9 protein-coding genes are annotated in these 17,010 nt (G+C 66.0%); 1 reads left to right on the top strand and 8 read right to left on the bottom strand.

The genetic code is table 11. The annotated features are described in order from the left end of the window. Positions 1–194 precede the first annotated feature (194 nt). Positions 195–6,038 (top strand): MobF family relaxase, encoded by a 5,844-nt coding sequence (gene mobF / locus OQ968_RS02930; protein ID WP_324674465.1) that lies wholly within the window; start codon positions 195–197, stop codon positions 6,036–6,038. 486 nt (positions 6,039–6,524) lie between these two features. Here the strand turns inward: mobF and OQ968_RS02925 are convergent, their stop codons facing one another. From OQ968_RS02925 to OQ968_RS02890, 8 genes are all read right to left on the bottom strand, one after another. Further along, positions 6,525–8,330, bottom strand: coding sequence for a DEAD/DEAH box helicase (locus tag OQ968_RS02925; protein WP_324674463.1), 1,806 nt, complete (start codon positions 8,328–8,330; stop codon positions 6,525–6,527). Continuing rightward, the gene (locus OQ968_RS02920) at positions 8,323–8,826 is read right to left on the bottom strand and encodes a hypothetical protein (protein WP_324674461.1); all 504 of its coding nucleotides are present in this window, start codon (positions 8,824–8,826) and stop codon (positions 8,323–8,325) included. The genes OQ968_RS02925 and OQ968_RS02920 overlap by 8 nt, the downstream gene beginning before the upstream one ends. After that, positions 8,823–9,266, bottom strand: coding sequence for a GIY-YIG nuclease family protein (locus OQ968_RS02915; RefSeq protein WP_324674459.1), 444 nt, complete (start codon positions 9,264–9,266; stop codon positions 8,823–8,825). The genes OQ968_RS02920 and OQ968_RS02915 overlap by 4 nt, the downstream gene beginning before the upstream one ends. Then, complete coding sequence (locus OQ968_RS02910; RefSeq protein ID WP_324674457.1) at positions 9,263–11,557, bottom strand: hypothetical protein; 2,295 nt, start codon at positions 11,555–11,557, stop codon at positions 9,263–9,265. Before OQ968_RS02910 ends, OQ968_RS02915 begins: the two co-directional genes overlap by 4 nt. Positions 11,558–11,748: 191 nt before the next feature. Continuing rightward, the gene (locus OQ968_RS02905) at positions 11,749–13,425 is read right to left on the bottom strand and encodes a sigma factor-like helix-turn-helix DNA-binding protein (protein WP_324674455.1); all 1,677 of its coding nucleotides are present in this window, start codon (positions 13,423–13,425) and stop codon (positions 11,749–11,751) included. Between the two features lie 252 nt (positions 13,426–13,677). Continuing rightward, positions 13,678–14,409 (bottom strand): hypothetical protein, encoded by a 732-nt coding sequence (locus tag OQ968_RS02900; RefSeq protein WP_324674454.1) that lies wholly within the window; start codon positions 14,407–14,409, stop codon positions 13,678–13,680. Further along, positions 14,396–16,069 carry an N-6 DNA methylase gene (locus OQ968_RS02895; RefSeq protein ID WP_420715822.1) on the bottom strand — a complete coding sequence of 558 codons (1,674 nt, stop codon included), beginning with the start codon at positions 16,067–16,069 and terminating at the stop codon, positions 14,396–14,398. The genes OQ968_RS02900 and OQ968_RS02895 overlap by 14 nt, the downstream gene beginning before the upstream one ends. A gap of 652 nt (positions 16,070–16,721) precedes the next feature. Then, on the bottom strand, positions 16,722–16,970 hold the full coding sequence (locus tag OQ968_RS02890; RefSeq protein WP_324674450.1) for a hypothetical protein: 249 nt from the start codon (positions 16,968–16,970) through the stop codon (positions 16,722–16,724). Positions 16,971–17,010 lie beyond the last annotated feature (40 nt).

Genomic DNA, 17,010 nt, shown 5'->3' with positions numbered 1-17,010 from the left:
TATAACCCGCTCGGCACTCTAACAGCCACCCACCAGCGCCCAACCCCACCAACCGTTTTCGACCACCCCACGCACCACACACCTCTTGCATTAAGGTCACGGTTTGGTAACAACCGCCGGAGCGATGCGAGACACAACATCGGGGCTGTCCCTAACGTGCGCCTGGAAGGGACGGCGCCGCAGTGACAATGACGATGCACAAGCTCACTGCCGGAGACGGGTACCAGTACCTGATCCGGCAAGTCGCGGCTGTCGATTCCACCTCGCGGGGCAAAGCACCGCTGATCGACTACTACTCCTCCAAAGGTGAATCGCCGGGGCATTGGGTGGGCTCCGGGCTGGCCTCGCTGGAGTCCACCGGCGCACGCTGGGTGCCCGCCGGCGACGTCACCGACGTGTGGTCGGTGGCGGTGGGTTCCCAGGTCAGCGAAGCACAAATGAAAGCATTATTCGGAGAAGGGTTGCACCCCAACGCCGATGCGATCGCCGCCTACGTGACCAAGCGTGGAGTGCACGGCCTCGCGGCCGGCGAAGCCACCAAACTGGGCCGCAAGTTCTACATCCGCGACGGCGAAACCAGCTTCGCTCGCGCCCTAGCCGTGGCCTACCGCGACCACAACGCCGAAGTCGGCGCGCACTGGAACGCGCCCATTGACGCGCCCACCCGCGCCGCGATCCGCACCGTCGTCGCGCGCAGACGCTTTGCCGAACAGTACGGCCGCGCGCCCGCCGACGACCGCGAACTGTCCGGCTACATAGCGCGCGAAACGCGGGCGCGCACCACCGCGGTCGCGGGCTACGACCTGACCTTCTCACCGGTGAAGTCGGTGTCGGCGCTGTGGGCCATCGCACCCAGAGACGTCGCGGCGGTAATCGAGCAGTGCCACGACGCGGCGGTCGCCGACGCGCTGAAGTGGTTGGAAACCCACGCCGCGTTCACCCGCTCCGGCACCGACGGCGTCGCCCAGGTGGACACCACCGGGCTGATCGGGGCGGCCTTCACCCACCGCGATTCACGCGCCGGCGACCCCGATCTGCACACCCACGTCGCGATCTCCAACAAAGTCGCCACCGTTGGCGCTGACGGTGTACTGCGCTGGCTGGCCTTGGACGGACGGCCTATCCACCAGTTCACTGTCGCGGCTTCCGAGCTGTACAACACCCGCTTAGAAGCCCACCTCGGGCAGCGCCTGTCGCTGCGCTTCGCCGACGTGACGCCCGAAGGCCGCAACAAACGACCGATCCGCGAAATCGTCGGCATGTCTGTCGAACTGATGAGCGTGTGGTCATCGCGGCGCCTGGCGATTGAATCCCGCACCGCGGAGTTGGCCAAGCAGTTTCACGCCACCCACGGGCGCGAACCCACCCACGTGGAGATCATCGCGCTGGCCCAACAAGCCACCCTGGAAACCCGCGACGCCAAACACGAACCGCGCTCGTTAGCCGAACAACGGCACACCTGGCGCACCCAGGCGATCGAAGTCCTCGGCGGTGTAAAGGAACTCACCGCCATGCTCGGCGTGATCTTGTCCACCCCGGCACAAAAGATCGAGCGTGTCGATGACGACTGGATTGCTGCGCGCGCCGCCCAGGTCATCGCCACCGTCGCGCAATCCCGCGCGACCTGGCAGCGCCACCACGTGCTCGCCGAAGCGCAGCGCGTCGTGCGGGGCAGCGGGCATGCCGCCGACACCACCTTGGCCGACACAATCACCGACACCGCGTTGCGCGAACCGTTGTCGTTGCCCTACCTCGGCGATGGCGACGGCGAGATGGGAGAACCGGCGCCGCTGTGCCGCCGTGACGGCGCCAGCGTCTACACCCGCCACGGCGCCACCACCTACACCTGCCAGGAAATCCTTTCGGCCGAGCGGCGCATCGTCGCAGCCGCGCACCAGCAAGGTGGCCGCACCACCAGTCAAGGCGACGTCGAGCTGGCGCTGGCCGACTCGGCTGCCCGCGGCAAACCACTCAACGACGGCCAAATCGCGCTCGTACGCGAAATGGCCAGCAACGGAAAGCGACTCGCGCTCGCACTCGCGCCAGCCGGCACCGGCAAAACCACCGCGATGGCCGCCCTCGCTCATGCGTGGCGCTCCTCGGGAGGAACCATCATCGGGTTGGCGCCCACCGCAGCCGCCGCGATCGAGCTCGGCGAAGACCTATCCGCGCCCACCGACACCATCGCCAAATACGTGTGGTCCACCGACCCCGAATCCTCACCGCGCCGAAGCGAACCGCCGGAATGGTTCAGCCAAATCGGCCCCGACACGCTGGTGATCATCGACGAAGCCGGTAAAGCCGGAACCCTCGAATTAGACGCGGTGATCACCCACGCCTTGGCCCGCGGGGCCAGCCTGCGCCTCGTCGGCGACGACTGCCAACTGGCCTCCATCTCCGCCGGCGGCGTGCTGCGCGACATCGCCGCCACCACCGACGCCTTGACCCTCTCAGAGCTGGTCCGCTTTGCCTCCACCGCCGAAAGCGCGGCCACCCTGGCGATCCGCGCTGGGGACCCCGCCGGGCTGGGCTTCTACATCGACCACCACCGGGTGCATGTCGGCTCCGATGAGACCGCCTCAGACATGGCCTACCGCGCCTGGGCCGCTGACCTCGACGCCGGCCGCGACAGCATCCTGTTGGCTCCCACCAACGACATCGTCGACGAGCTCAATGCCCGCGCCCGGCGCGACCGCCTCGCAGCCGCCGATCCAAAAACCTTGCACGGCCACGAAATCATTCTTTCCGACCGGCTCGCCGCCTCCCCCGGTGACCTCATCCGCACCCGCGACAACGCCCGCTGGCTACGCATAGGACGCACCGACTACGTCCGCAATGGCTACCGCTACCAAATCATCGAAACCCGCAAAGACGGCAGCATCAAAGCCCGCCACCTCAGCAGCGGCAAAACCGTGCGCCTACCCGCCAGATACGTCAAAAAGCACGTCACGCTGGGCTACGCGGCCACCGTAGACCTTTCCCAAGGGATCACCGCCCAACACGGCTGCCACATCGTCGGAGCCGGCAACCTCACCCGCCAGCTGCTCTACGTCGCATTAACCCGCGGCCGCATAGAAAACCACATCTATTTATCCACCGCCGAATCCGACCCCCACCGCGTCATCTCACCCAAAGCCACCCACCCACAAACCGCCGTCGACGTCCTAACCAAGACCCTGGCCCGCGACGGCGCCCAAGTCTCGGCCACTACCGCAGCACGCCAAGCAGCCGATCCGTTCCTGCGACTAGGTGCCGCCGCAGCGATGTACTACGACGCCCTCGGCGAAGCCGCACAACACCTCACATCCCCCGCCGTCCTCGCGCAGCTGCACATCACCGCCGATCAGCTCTACCCCGGCCTAACCCACGCCCAAGCCTGGCCCGTGCTGTGCAAGCACCTGGCCCTCATCGCCGCCGACGGGCGCGACCCAACGGCCGCACTCGTTGACGCCGCCACCCAAGACGAACTGTTCAGCGCCGATGACCCCGCCGCCGTCATCGATTGGCGCATCGACCCCACCGGCGGACACTCCACCGGAATCGGGCCGCTGCGCTGGCTGCCCGCCACCCCCGCAATGCTGGCCAACCACCCGCAATGGGGCACCTATCTGAACGCCCGAGCAGAACTCGTCACCGACCTGGCCACCCAGATCCGCGACACCGTCACCCACCACTGGACCCCCACCAACGCCCCGGCCTGGGCCAAAGCCGTCCTGGCCGCCAACCCCAAACTCGCCGCAGAAATCGCTGTCTTCCGCGCCGCCCACAACGTCGCCGACGAGGACAGCAGCCTGCTCGGCCCGCCCCGCTACGCGGTGCGCGCCCGCAGCGTCCAAAACGTGCTCGAACACCACGCCCAAGCCGCGTTACGCACCCAGCACCCACACACCCGCCGCTTCGAGCAGCTCATCGACTCGATCGACCCCCGCATCCGCGCGGACGGGTACTGGCCCCAACTGGCCGCCCACCTCGCCCAAGTCGCAACCAGCCGCCCCGACCTGCCCACCCTCGTACGCACCGCCGCCACCGCCCAACCACTGCCCGACGAACTACCCGCCGGCGCACTCTGGTTCCGCCTGACCGACGAGCTGACCTCCAAAGCCACCCTCGACACCCCCCACACAGGCCTGCGGCCAACCTGGATCACCGACCTGCACAACGTCTTTGGCTCCGCCGCCGCCCAAGCCATCATCGCCGACCCGGCCTGGCCCGGCCTGGTCTCCGCGGTCAACGCCGCCGACCCCACCCGCTGGACACCGGCCGACCTGCTCCACGTCGCCGCCGAACACCTCGCCGACATCGACCCCGACCACACCATCCCCACCTACCAATACGCCCGCACCATCACCTACACCGTCGACCTATTCGCCGGCCACCACGACCGCCTCGACCACGACATCCCCGACCACGCCCCTCTACACCCCGAGGACGAAGAACAATTCCCCCCCGACCCAGCACACCCCAGGACCGACATGCCCGCCACCGACCTCACCACCACAGAGTGGAACCCCGAATCCGCCGCGCCAGACCCACTTGACGAAACCCACAACAGCGCCGACGAACTCGGCGCCCTGGACTTCGCCGACCTGCCCCGCCACCGCGCCGAACCGCCCCCACTCCCCGACGCCGTGCTCAACGTGCACGCCCTGCGAACCCAATACCAACAGGCACGCACCGACTACGCCCAGCTCCGCGACCGCGTACGCATCGGCCATGGACCCGCCATGCGACAAGCCGGCCCCCGCATCAGCGCCCTGCGCGCACGCGCCGACGCCGACCGGCCCTATCTGCTCGCAGTCCAAGACGTCGTCGCGCAATGGGCCGACGCCGAAGACGCCTACGCCGGCGTCGCAGCCAGCGTCGAATGGGCCCGCGACCAACTCGCCGCACTCCAAGCCCAGCCCACCGCCGATCCCGACGACATCACCTCAGCGAAACTCGACCTGCGCTGGCGCATCATCCTATTGCCCCCGATCACGCCCGCCGAACGCTTCCAGCCCGCACTGAACGACGCGATCGCCGCCCGCGCGGCCGCCGCCGGCGGCGCCGAACACATCATCAGCGGCGACGACGTCGACAAACTGATCGCCGACGTCATGAGCGAAGACGACCTCGCCGTCGCCGCCGCCCGCCAGCAGTGCACGCAGCTGCGCCGCGATCTCGACCGCGCCGAACTCACCACCGCCGCCGCATTCGCCGCAGCCGAAATCCGCTCCGCAGAACACATCGCCGCCCAACTCGAAGAACTCGACACCGAGCTGCGCGTCCTCGACGCAGCCAGCCGCTACCAGCCACAACGGCCCATGCCGATCGCCCCGAATGGCGTCGCCGACCTGCATCCAGCCGACGCAACAGCCCTCACCAGCACCGCCGCCTTACCGTTCGCCGTCACCGTCCTTGACGCCGCACCCTCCCAGCAGCGCACCGCCGCGCTACGAGTCCTCCATGACGCCGCGATCGCCGCCAACCGAAACCTTCTGTGGTGCAGCCCCACCCAGCAACAAGCAGACGAGGCGATCGCCACCCAAGTCGCCTCGACTGCCACAACCGTGACCGATACCCACGCCCACATCACTAGCGGGCACCAGCCCCTGGCGCCGGGAACGCTCATCGTCGTCGACCACGCCGCCGACGCCAACCCCGCCATCCTGGCCGACCTCGCCGAACATGCCGCCGCCAACCAGGCCGGGCTCATTCTGCTCGACACCACAGGACCGACATGGCCGCCCCAGCCCTCCCGGCAGCTTGTCGGTGCGCTCACCTCCGAGCTGCCATGGACCATGACCCTCAGCGCCTACCCCCGCTCCGACATCCTCACCACAGGCACCCCGCCCGACCTCGACCCCGCGCTCGCCCAGAGCCGCCGCCTGCACCCAACCCTGCGCGACAAACACCTAGCCGACAGCCTCGCCCGCGGCGACCAGCTCCGCACCAAGATCCGCGCTGCCTACAAGCGCCATATCGACGCCACCTGGCTACGACAACGCGGACACGCCGCCGACCCCTCCACCCCGCACCTCGGCCTCAACGACGACTAACACGTCGGGCTAGGCGCGGCGAATTTCGCCCGCAATACCTCCAAGGCGGCCTCACACACCGATACTCGTGTATTACCGAATGGGAAGTGCCTACCCGGTCGATCCGGCCCTGGTGGATGTTCTGAGTATGTCTGCCACGTTGTCGCCAGGTATCTGGAGGAGAGGGAGAGGGAAGACGGCGTGGCGTGCGCTGATGCTGTCGCGGTCATGTCGACGACGGGGCCATAGTTCAACGGTAGAACGCGGCCTATGCAATGCTCAGATCGAGGTTACTAGCGTTGGATCGGCGGAACATGCCGGTCGCCAGGAGGGGTGGTGACCACAGGCCAATATCAGCGGCGAAAGACTCGGTGGGCGTAGTTGCCGAGTTCGATGCGCTCAGTGATTTGGGCGCGGCGCACTGCGCGCAGATAAACGTTGCGCTCGAAGTTGACGACGGGATTACCTACGCCGGATATGACCGCGGTGCAGTAGATCACTCGGTCGCTAGGCGGTCCGAAGGTGCTCGAACAACGCTTCCAAGTCGCCGCGTTGCTCGATGCCGAGCAGCAAGTCCGTGTCCGAGAGGACGTCATCTGTTGCCGGGAGGGCCAGCGTGGCGAGGTGGCGGTCATTGAGCGTGTGGGCCATGTCGAGGACTTTGGCGTCCAGGCGCCGGTGAGCGACGTCGTCGATAGTGTCGCTGCCGTCACGGCGGACGGCCATTAAATAGGTCGAGGTGCAGTTGGTGCCAGGCGGTAGTCCGAGCCGGTGCGTGCGATCGATGGCCTGCAGTAGCAGCCCGGCATTGAAGGTCCGGTCGATGTGGATCTGGTGGGTGGCGTAGTGGTGCAATGACACCCCTTCTGAAAGGGTGTGCGGGGTGGCCACTAGCACGTGGCAGTCCGGATCATGGCGGAAACGGTCGACCTCGCCTTGGCGGTCGTGACGGGCAACATCACCGGAAACCACTGCGGGACGGTGTGGTTCGAGGAGGCGTTGCAGGCGGCGCACGTGACTGCGGAAGTTGGCCCACACAACCACCTTGCGTCCGGCCGCCCAGTGGTCGTCGACATACTGGGCCACTCGCACGAACTTGGTCGGGATGAAGTTAGACGGCAGCTCGAGCACGAGGCGCTCGAGGTCCAGCTCCGCACGGTCCGCCAGCATGGTCAGATCACCGCCGCCACCAAGCACGGCCGTCGGATCGGTGGCGGCCTGCAACAGCAGCATAAGGATGCGCCCGGCCCTGCTGAAGTCGCTTCGCAAAGTCGGGTCACGTAGCAGGGCCCGCGCGGCGGCGTCCACTATCGCGGCATAGATCCGATCGTGTGCCGGCGACAAGGGGACATGCTCGATCAGTGGGATCAGCGGTGGTAGGCCCAGTTCGGCCTTTGTCACGCGCGTGTAGGCCGACATTAGTGTGTCTGGGTCACGTGCGGCTAGTCGGAATCCGTGGCCGGGATAGGCGAGTTCGAGCACGCGGGCGAGATCTTCGGGAGAATTTGGTTGAGGGGTGCCGGTCAACACGCTCCGCCTGTGTGCAGCGGCAGATAGCTCGAGGGCGGCCGCGCCGCGGATGCCGTTCGGTCCGGCCTTGACCCGGTGTGCCTCATCGAAAACGACGAGGGTGCGCCGACGTCGACAGAACTGGACCAGGGCATCGAGGCGGCCGCGGTTCTCGAGCCGCTCGTAATTGGTGACGATGACCTCGGCTGCACCGGCCCTCCCGGCCCCCACATGCAGGGTGGGTGCGGCACCCGCCGCATACATGAGGGCGGGCTCGGTTTCCCAGGCTTCATGTGCTGAGATAGGTGCCAGCACAAGCATCTGTTCAACCTCGCCGAGCTGCTTGAGCGCGCTGTAGAGCAAGTAGGTCATGCCAGTCTTGCCGGCGCCGGGCACCGAGAAGTTTGCGCCACCGCCGAGGGCGATGAGCCTGGCGATGTCGCGGCGCTGCGGCACCGTGGGTTTGCGGGTGATGCCCAGATCCGCGATGCTCGCGATGCGGGTTGGCCACCGCGCTTGCTCCTCAGGCGGCTGGTTCAGTACGTCCAGGCGCACACCGTCCTCGCGCAACTGGTGGCGCAGGTGCTCGATGAGAGTCTCATCGAAGGTGAACGGGCTGCGCGGATCTGCGAAGTACCACAACCACCCGGCGGGATCGCGTAGCGGAAGCGTGACGTAGCGCAGCGAAACCTCGAGCGCCACATGACTCAGCGCATCGACCATCTCGGCGAAGTGCTCGTCGGGCATGTCGTCGGCCTTCGTCACGGTGACGGCATCGGGGCCGGACAGATACAGCTCAGTCACGGCCGACCTCCTGCAGGCGTTCCCGCAACGAGGCTGCCACCGCTGCCCCACTCACTCGGCGCCCGTCGATCTCTACCAGCCCATCACGCAGCGCGCTCGCCGCCAACTCGACTACCCGATAGCCGAGCACGTCGCGGGGATCGCTGGTTTGCAGGCCGGTGTCTCCCAAGGCGACGAGAGCCGGTGGCAGGTCGTCGGCAAGGGGGTCAGGCAGCACGTCGCGGGGGCGGGCGCGGTGCAGAATCGCCGCAGAGTCAGGGTTGAGCCGCCCGATCACGGTCGCCTTCATTCCCAACAGCCAGCCGGCCAGGGTGAGCCAGCCGTACCGCTCAGCGTGACGCAGCTCGCCGCAACGGCGCAATTCGGTGATGCGTCGTTCCCGTGTGACAGCCAGGCGGATCGTGGGGTCGAGCGTTGTTGCGAGCTTGTCGCCGAACTGCCGCTGGACGAACGCTACGGTCGCCTGCGGTGCGCAAGGCGTGACTGGCGCAGTCACCGGGTGGCCCCGTTCACGCGGAAGGACTTCGGACAGTGAGCGGTGTTGTAGGGCGGATGGTACGCGCGGATCATCCGCCGCTCGATGCGGTCGAGGGCCGACTTCGGACAGTCTAGCCGCATGGGCAGCAGCCAGAGGCCCGTCGCGAATGGCGGGATGGCGTGATGGCCATCCACGCGCTGTACCACGCTAGCGTCGGGCCGATCGCATTGTCCTATGTACAGGCACGCGCCGGCGTCGTCGACGGCGACGTAGATGCACACCGGCACAACGAGGTGGCGGTCGACCAGATGGCATCCGCCGTGCTCGTCATGTTCGAGGGCGTACAGGTCGACAGCTGCAAGCGGGTCGCACAGCATTCCCATATGTCGCCGCCAGTGCACGACGTCGCGCTCGCCGAAGTGGCAGGTGAGCTCGGCGTCCGGTACCGCGGCGCTCACTGGTCTTCCTCCTCGTCGTCGTCGAAGTCGGCGACGACGGCGCCGCGGCGGGTCTGGGCAATGAACTGGCCCCGCTGCAGCAGCGTGACGACCTTCCTTGCCTGCTTGAGCAGGGCGGTGGTGTACGCGTCGGGCAGCCCAGCTTCCACGAAACGCTGCCCGATATCGCCAGCGTCGAGGAACGGTGCGGTGTTTGCGGCTGCAGCGGCCACGGCTTCGGAGAGTTGGGCGAGCGCTCGGTCAAAGGGGTCGCCGGCCGGTGGTGGGGGGGTGTCTCCCCCGCCGCGTGCGGTCCACCCCATCGCCTCGGAGCGCAAGAACCGCTCGGTGACTGTCTTGCGAGTGCGCTCGATCGGCTGCCCTTTGTCGTCATGCTCGACGTAGTCGGGGTCGATCGTGTTGCGGGGAATCTCGCTCGCCAGCGCCGCCCGCGCCATTTCGGCGATCTGGGTCGCGCCATCCTTCTTGTGGTGGGCGAGCACTTGCCGCATGACCAAGTCCGGCGTCGTCATCGTGTTACCGCGGGTGCCGCCCAGGGCGTTGATGGTGAGTTGCCACGGCGTGGCCTGCTCCCCGGGCAGGGTGTCCCGGAAGGCCGGGTTGGTCGCCTGGCCGATGGTGGCCAAGAACAGGAGAGCCCTGCTTGCAGGCCCGAACGTCCCCACGGACTTATCATCTGGGCTGTCATCGGCGCCCATGCCCTCGTCAAACTCCCGGTCGGCCAGCGCGAGCAACTCATCCACGGACCGGTCTAGGTAAGACCACCACGGGTCGGTCGCGCCGTTGGGATGCTTCTTGACCGCCACGAACATGGGGTGGCGGCTGGCCCGGTCGACAGCCGCCCGCGCCCGGTTGTAGTCGCCCTTGTCGTTGACGTTAAGACCGAGGATGGGCATGGCTACCGACGCGGCCACCGATGCCCGGTTCTCTCGGATCTTGGTGGCGTGGGTAGACAGCGAGTGGGCAGTAAGCGAGCGCTTCACATCGCCTTCAGCAGTGGTGTCGTTGCAAACGAACGTGGCGATGGCCTTGGCCGCAAGCCGCAGCGGGTGGCGCGGGTCGTCGCCGTCGGTGCCCAGCCAGTCGGTGACCGTGTTGGCGTAGACCACGTCGAGCTCGGCGCGGCTCAGCGCCATCTTGTAGCCACGCGTCAGGTCGTAGCGCACCTTGATACGCCTGATGCTGTCGAGCGCGACCTGCATGGCTTGCGTTGCTGTCGACCAGTCCCGCTGGGCAGCGGTCTTGATATGGGTGCGGCGGATGTAGCGGTGCACCGCCTCCTTCGCAGCCGAGCGTTCTCCTACAACTCCTTTTAGGTTGAGATTGCGGTAGCCCACCACGAGCCGGGCCGGGATGACGCTGTTGCGGATGACTGTGCGCTGGGCCTTATTCGATGCGTTCAACCAGCCTGCGATGGCCTCACGTGTTGCGCTAGAGGGCCGCCAGTACTTGCCATCCTTGTACAGGGATTTGCGCCTGACAGCGTCGACGTCTTTCGCCGTCCAGTGCCGCAACACTTTGGTGGCGTCGGGTTGGTAGAGGTGATCCGCCCACGCTTCAAGCTCGGATATCGCCAGGCCAGTCGCTTCGCGCAGGCAGCGCCGCTGCATGGCTAGGCGGCGATTACCGTCATCGTCCTCGAGGATCCACGTAGCGTTGCCGTGGTGGTCCTCAACGAGGGTCGGCACAATCAGTGTGGGCTCGTGGACACCCTGCAGCCCAATCCAGTTGATGTCCTGAAGGTCTTTTCCGTCGGTGATGTTCGCCAGGAACCCCAGCGCACCAGCTGTCTCCTCGACGCCGGTGATAAGTTCGACGGCGTCCTTCACGCGCATCACAGGGGCGCCTGTCGGCGGGTCATCACGGACAGCCTCAAGGTAGGGGAATCCTTTGGCCCGGGCATCGGCGATGGTGCGGCCGTTATTTGGGTCGTGGACGAGAGCCAGGGGATTGGCCCAGAAGTCGACGAACACGATCTCGCCGACCTCAGTGGAAATCGAGCGCATCCGGCCACTGGCGAAGTTCTTCACATTCTCGTCCGGCCAGGCATCGGCCGCCTCGACCGCGCGCAGGAGCCCCACCGGAACCTGCTTTGGATCGGCGCCGGTGGCCTCGGCGATGCGGTCGCGCAGCAGCAGCGCCGGCTTGCTCAGCGTGTCCTCGTCCAGCTTCGATTTAGGCACCGTGAACGGGAATCGGTCTGACCCGTAAGTCGGCCGGATTTCGTCCGGGTACTCCGACGGGTCGACCGTCTCCTCGACGAAGGCGAAATCGGTGTGTCGCACTGGCATTTGCGTTTGTCCTTCTGCTCAGGCCAAGCCGGCGGCGGCGGCATCAGCACGACCCTTGCATGGGCAGTGCGTCAGCTCATCGACGGCGACGTGGGCCGATCCGGTTCCGGTGTCCCACATCAGGTTTGCCGCCAGTCGCTGTCGCGACCGGCTGCAGGGCCTCACCGCGGCCCGTGGCTCAAAGGTGGTGGTCACTGCTCGAGGTCCTCCGGGTAGAGAAGTGCAAGAGCATCGCGGAGTTCGCCGTTGCGGCGGTCGTTGAGGCGTTGGTCGACCACGTGCAGGGGCGCATCTGGAGGCAGACCGACAGCAAAAGCCAGTGCGCCGGCGAGCTCAGAGTCGCTGACTGGCTGCCCAGCCCCGTCATACAGACCGGCGCGGGTGATCAGCGTCCGGTAAGGGCTTTCGGGGTTGCGGTTCACGGGCATTGGCGCGATGTGCAATTCCCCAGGCCCGACGACCACGAATCGCACCAGATCCCCATCGGCGAAGCCCAGGTCGTCGAGGACTGGGCGCAATTCCCGGCTGAACAGATACGGCAAATGCAACCAGGTGGCGTGGACGGTGGCTCGACCGACGTTGATCGGCACCCGGCGTGATCCGGGTCCAATCTCCAGCAGCTCGGCCAACGGCGTCGGAATCTGGAGCGATCCGCGGTACAGGCGGTCGTGGTTCACGACCACCATGCATGACCACGAGCCGCGGTGTGGACCCGCCACCACCTGGTAGCAGGCGTCATCGAGGCCAGGTTCGGGCACCGCCGGCGGGTCGTCGGCGCGGCGTCGGCGCAATACGCCCGCGTCTTCGATGATGTCGGGCAGCGCACTGTAGAACCCGATCGAATTGCGGCTGTAGCCGTGCCTCTCGGCAAGGTCCTGCAAGTAGGACACCGCCACCTGTCCGTATAGTTCGATCTCCCTGTACACCAGGTCGCGCAGGAGCGGACGCGCTTCCGCACCCGACTCCGTTAGGTCGAATTCCTCGCGATCGACGCGGACGAACCGCGAGTCACACAGCAGCGCGTTGGCGACGGTCCCTACAGACCGGTCGGGGAAATATTGCACAAGCACCTCGCGCTTCATCGGCGCCTCGTTCGCCCGCAGGATCCGGACCAAACCTTCCACTACACCCGCGCCGCCAAGAAGGGCGTACTGGCCACCGATCTCGGCCAGGCCGAGACCTTCCATCACATCGGCGGCCAGGGCTGCGGCTTCGTCGTCGGACCCGACATGCGCTCGCAGTGCTTCTTCAATGCCGCCCCAAAACTCGATGAGGTCACTGACCACGCCGGCGTTGCGTGCCCCCTCAGTGAGGTTGTGCACAAGCCTTTCCGGCGTGCGGTTCCCGGCGATCAACCATTGCCGGTCACCATGGCGCATAACGCGGGGCCTGCCGCTGCCGAACGCGCCCAACCTCTTCGCGACGGCGAGTAACAATCGCGTGGTTGGGCAGTCAAGCGGCTCAAACCCCACCTCAATGAACCCGGCTTCGGTGATCGGCAGCTCAATCCGCGCCAAACTCGCGACGGCCTCACTCACCGGGTCTGTATCGGCGCTATCCGCGTCGGCGGTTCCCCTGTCGGACGAAACGCTCGGCCGCGACCGGCGGCGACCGGCAGCGCGCTTTCCAACCAAGCTATCGAGAGCCTGCGCTTCGATTTGCCGTACCCGTTCACGGGTCAACCCGTGATCGCTACCCACCTTGTCGAGCGTGGCGGGTTCGGCGTCACAGAAGCGGCGGCGCAGGATGTCCTGCTGCTTGACGCTGAGTTCGCTGAAGCGCGCTTCGACAACGCGGGCGTATGGCGGGCGCGCCGAAACGCCATCGTCGTCATCCTGAGGGGTCGACTCTGCAGGCGCTTCCCGCACTGTTCCTCCTCGCTGAGGCGACCGGAGGAACGACAAGTGCGGATACGACCCGACGGGACCCAAGCAACAGGGACCGCCTAGTCGCCTACCGCCTCGACGTCCAGTTCGCGATGGCTTTGGCCGCTGCCATTGGCTTGGCCGTGCCATACACGCCCGGGCACCTCGGTGATGGGCATCACTTCCGCGTTAAGAGTAGCAGCCCGCAGCGACATGGCGTCGGGCCCGGATCTTTGCTGCCGCGCGGGACGCGTTTCACGCACGGCGGATCGTGCCGTCGCCGACCGCCTCGTACATGTCGAAATTCCGCTCTGCGGTGAGGTCAACTAATTCGTCGAACGCGTCCGCCAGTGGGACGGTAGCGTGCGGATTATTGACCTCGTAACCGGTGACGGCGGGCGCAAATTGATTCGGGTCGACGAGCAGCACGTAGAGCCGTTCGAACTGTTCCTCGCGCCCGGCAGGATCATCGCGCCTGGTGAATAAGCGAAATCGCGGAAATACGTTCTCAAAGGTGCTGTTTCGCTTAGTCGTGCCGTCGGTGGCCGCCGCGGCGTCGAGGAACAAGAATCCGGCGACGACCGCATATGGGAAGCGGCGATGAAGGGTTGTTGATTCGAAAAGCAGGTCACCGCGGCGGTTGGTCAGGTTCTTTTGGAAGTGCCCCTTGGCGTCGCGGAAGAAGATCGTCTTGACCGAGCAAGCCAGCAGAAGGCCAGATTCTTCGGTCGCCCAAGTGACATCGACTTTCTTGGCTCCAATACCGCCAGCCAATCGCCGCTCAGCGCCCGACAATCCCAATTCGCCCGGGAGGCCGGGCCGTGCACCCGCCATGCCTCTCTCTCGAAGCTCCTGCGCGATGGCTCGGGCCAGATTGGCACTTATCGCGTTGGCCCACGGGTTCTTTTGCCCTTGCGGGGCGGAGTCGGGAGGCTTGACCCCGGCCGCCTTTATCGCCGCGATGAGCAGGTCGTCAATACGAGCCACGGCCCCTCGCAGTCCGGCGTGCGGTCAATTCTGCGTGCGCTTCGCGCAGCACACGAACATCGGCGCGCGACATGCCCAGCTCGCCGACAAGGAGGACATCGTCGATCAGCTTTGCAGCGTCCAGCAGACGACCGCCGCGCAGCATTCCGGCCACCTGGGGCCGCACTGAGGTCAGGTGCTCGGCGGCCGACTCAACAATCGGTGGCGCGGGCACGGGGAGCCGATCAGCTTCTCGCGGTTCAAGTTTCAGCATTCCGCCGCCATATGCGCGGCCGACCGTCTCTGCCCCCAGCAGTGTCATCGACGTGAGCGACGCGAGTGGCAACAACCGCTTACCGAGGTGTCGCCGCCCCTTGTGCAGATAAACACCGTGGACGGAATTTAGGTGAAGGGCGCGCGCGACGTTAGTAGACAGGCGGGGGGTGTCGGCATTCATGTAGGTGAGAAGCAAGTCAGCAGGCGGCAGGAGAGGAACCCTCCACCACGGCTTACGGACCCGACACTTATAGGCTGCGTCCACTTTCATCTTCTCGCCAGCTCGAATATAGGCCCACGCTGCGCGCGACGGCTCCCCTGCAGGCCTAAACAACCATGTCGCGGCTCCGTTGCACCCCAATTCATTTAGCGCACCGATGTTGAACGCGAGCCCTCGCAAATGCCTACTACCAGGCGGTGACAGTCGCAACAAATCCGTCGGTGCTAGGCCGAGTTCCGTTGCCCGGGCAGGGGATAGCGCAAAGTACTTGTTGTTGCCGGTAACCATGCCGAGTGTTGTCTCGCCCCAGTTCTGCAATACCGTAAATCCACCCGTTTCGAGTAGGCCGGTGTAGGCATCGAGCGCCTCAGCAGACAGCAGCGACGGAGTCCATTTCTCCTCTGGCCGCGCGGGGCGCCACGTGCGGCTTGCCGCGATGGTGGGCAGCTCGGCAGCGTTGTGCGATTGATAAATGGACGCATGGTCTGTCGGACCCTGCCGGTAGCCGTCGGCGAGCAGTAGTAGTACTTCCTCTTGGACCCCCGGAAACACCCGCTCGGTGAACAGCACTAAGTCAATCTTTGCGAATGATTCCAGCAGAAAGCGGCGCACGTCTGCGGCGTAATTGACGCTCAATAATTCCGCGGGCAGGACGAGACCCATTCGGCCGCCGGGGCGTAGGAACAACGAGGCATGGACGGTGAATGCCGCCCAGCTTGAAGCGAGGTTGGTCAGACCGACGCCTGCGCGAAGCGCCGCTGCGCGCGACCGTGCTCGTGAAGCGCCCGAAAAGTCCTGGTACCTGACATACGGAGGGTTGCCGATGACGACGTCGTAAGAGCCGGTTGGCTCGACGTCGAAGAAGTCCCCCACGGTGATGCGCGCCGATACCCCGGCGGCATGGATGAGTCGACCCGCGGCATCGGCCGACGGCTGGTGCAACTCCACTCCGTCGAGGACGCCGGTATCGCGCGGCGCGGTTGGGTCGTCGCCGCGCAGTGCGGCGAGCCGGTCGACAGCGGCGAGAATGAACGACGCCTCACCGCAGGACGGCTCTAGAACCCGATCAGCAGTGCTGCGGACAGCCCAATCAGTGATGAAGCGGGCGACAAGTTCAGGGGTGAAGAATGCGCCGCGCGATTTACGGCACTCCGCCGAGTCGATTTGGGAGGTGGGCGCCGCCATGTTGAGCATCTTGCCTGGCAACACCGACATTGTGTGTGTGCCACACCGATTCGTGGCGCCCCAGTGCCCTGGGCCCGAGTCCGCCGCGGCAAATCCGTCAGGAATGACGCGGTCGAGTTTGGCAGGTCCCACGGCCGCGCCGTGCGGTTGGAGGAAGTCGAAGGCGGGATGCGCAGCGAAGTCGGAGGCGGGCGCTAGGAACTGTATCGGCTCAGTTAGGAAGAACGCGGGGTGCGACAACTGTCGGCCTGACCAACCTCGCTTCAAGCTGGGCCGCTTTCACCATCCAGGCCCACGGTTGCTTCCTTCACTGTGAGGTGACAGTTGGGCCGGTCGGCGGACACATCTCAGTGGGGGCGATGCCACGTTCCTATCAAGTCACGCCGGGCCGGTCCTTCACACCTGATGCCGGCAAAACTCATGAACGCCAACCCGAAGGCGGCAACGACGCTATGAGCTAAACATCAGGTGATCAGGATCCAACCACCGCACCACGCGGCAACCTCACCCTGACACTGACCGCGACGCTAGCGGAACACCGCGTCTCTGAAAGTAGTACCGCGCAGACGCGCGGCAGCAGCCCCTGCAGCCACGTCGAGGCGCTCCGGTTACAGATAACAGCGCAGTAACGGGCCGCACGCCTACGCCACCGTCACCGCTGCCTGTACTTGCGTTCGATCTCACTGCCCTTCGCGACTAGCGCCCGCAGTCCGGTCAACCAGGTTCTCTCGGCTGCTGGCGTTTTGCGGCGGCGCCGAAAACTGTCGGTCAGCTGGTCGGCTTCGGCGACGAGCGCCCGGGCTTGCGCGGCATCGGCTGCGGTCAGGCCCGGGATCGAGTGGATACTCGCCAGGGCTGATCGGGCTTGTCTGGCGACGGCGACCACGGCTTGTGAGGTCATGAATACCATTCTCGCAGTGCGTGAGCCGCGCTCCTGCATG

Source organism: Mycobacterium sp. 663a-19, assembly GCF_035616495.1.
Lineage (GTDB): Bacteria > Actinomycetota > Actinomycetes > Mycobacteriales > Mycobacteriaceae > Mycobacterium.
The sequence above is the reverse complement of the archived record's forward strand: the minus strand, read 5'-3'. Positions and strand labels throughout refer to the sequence as shown.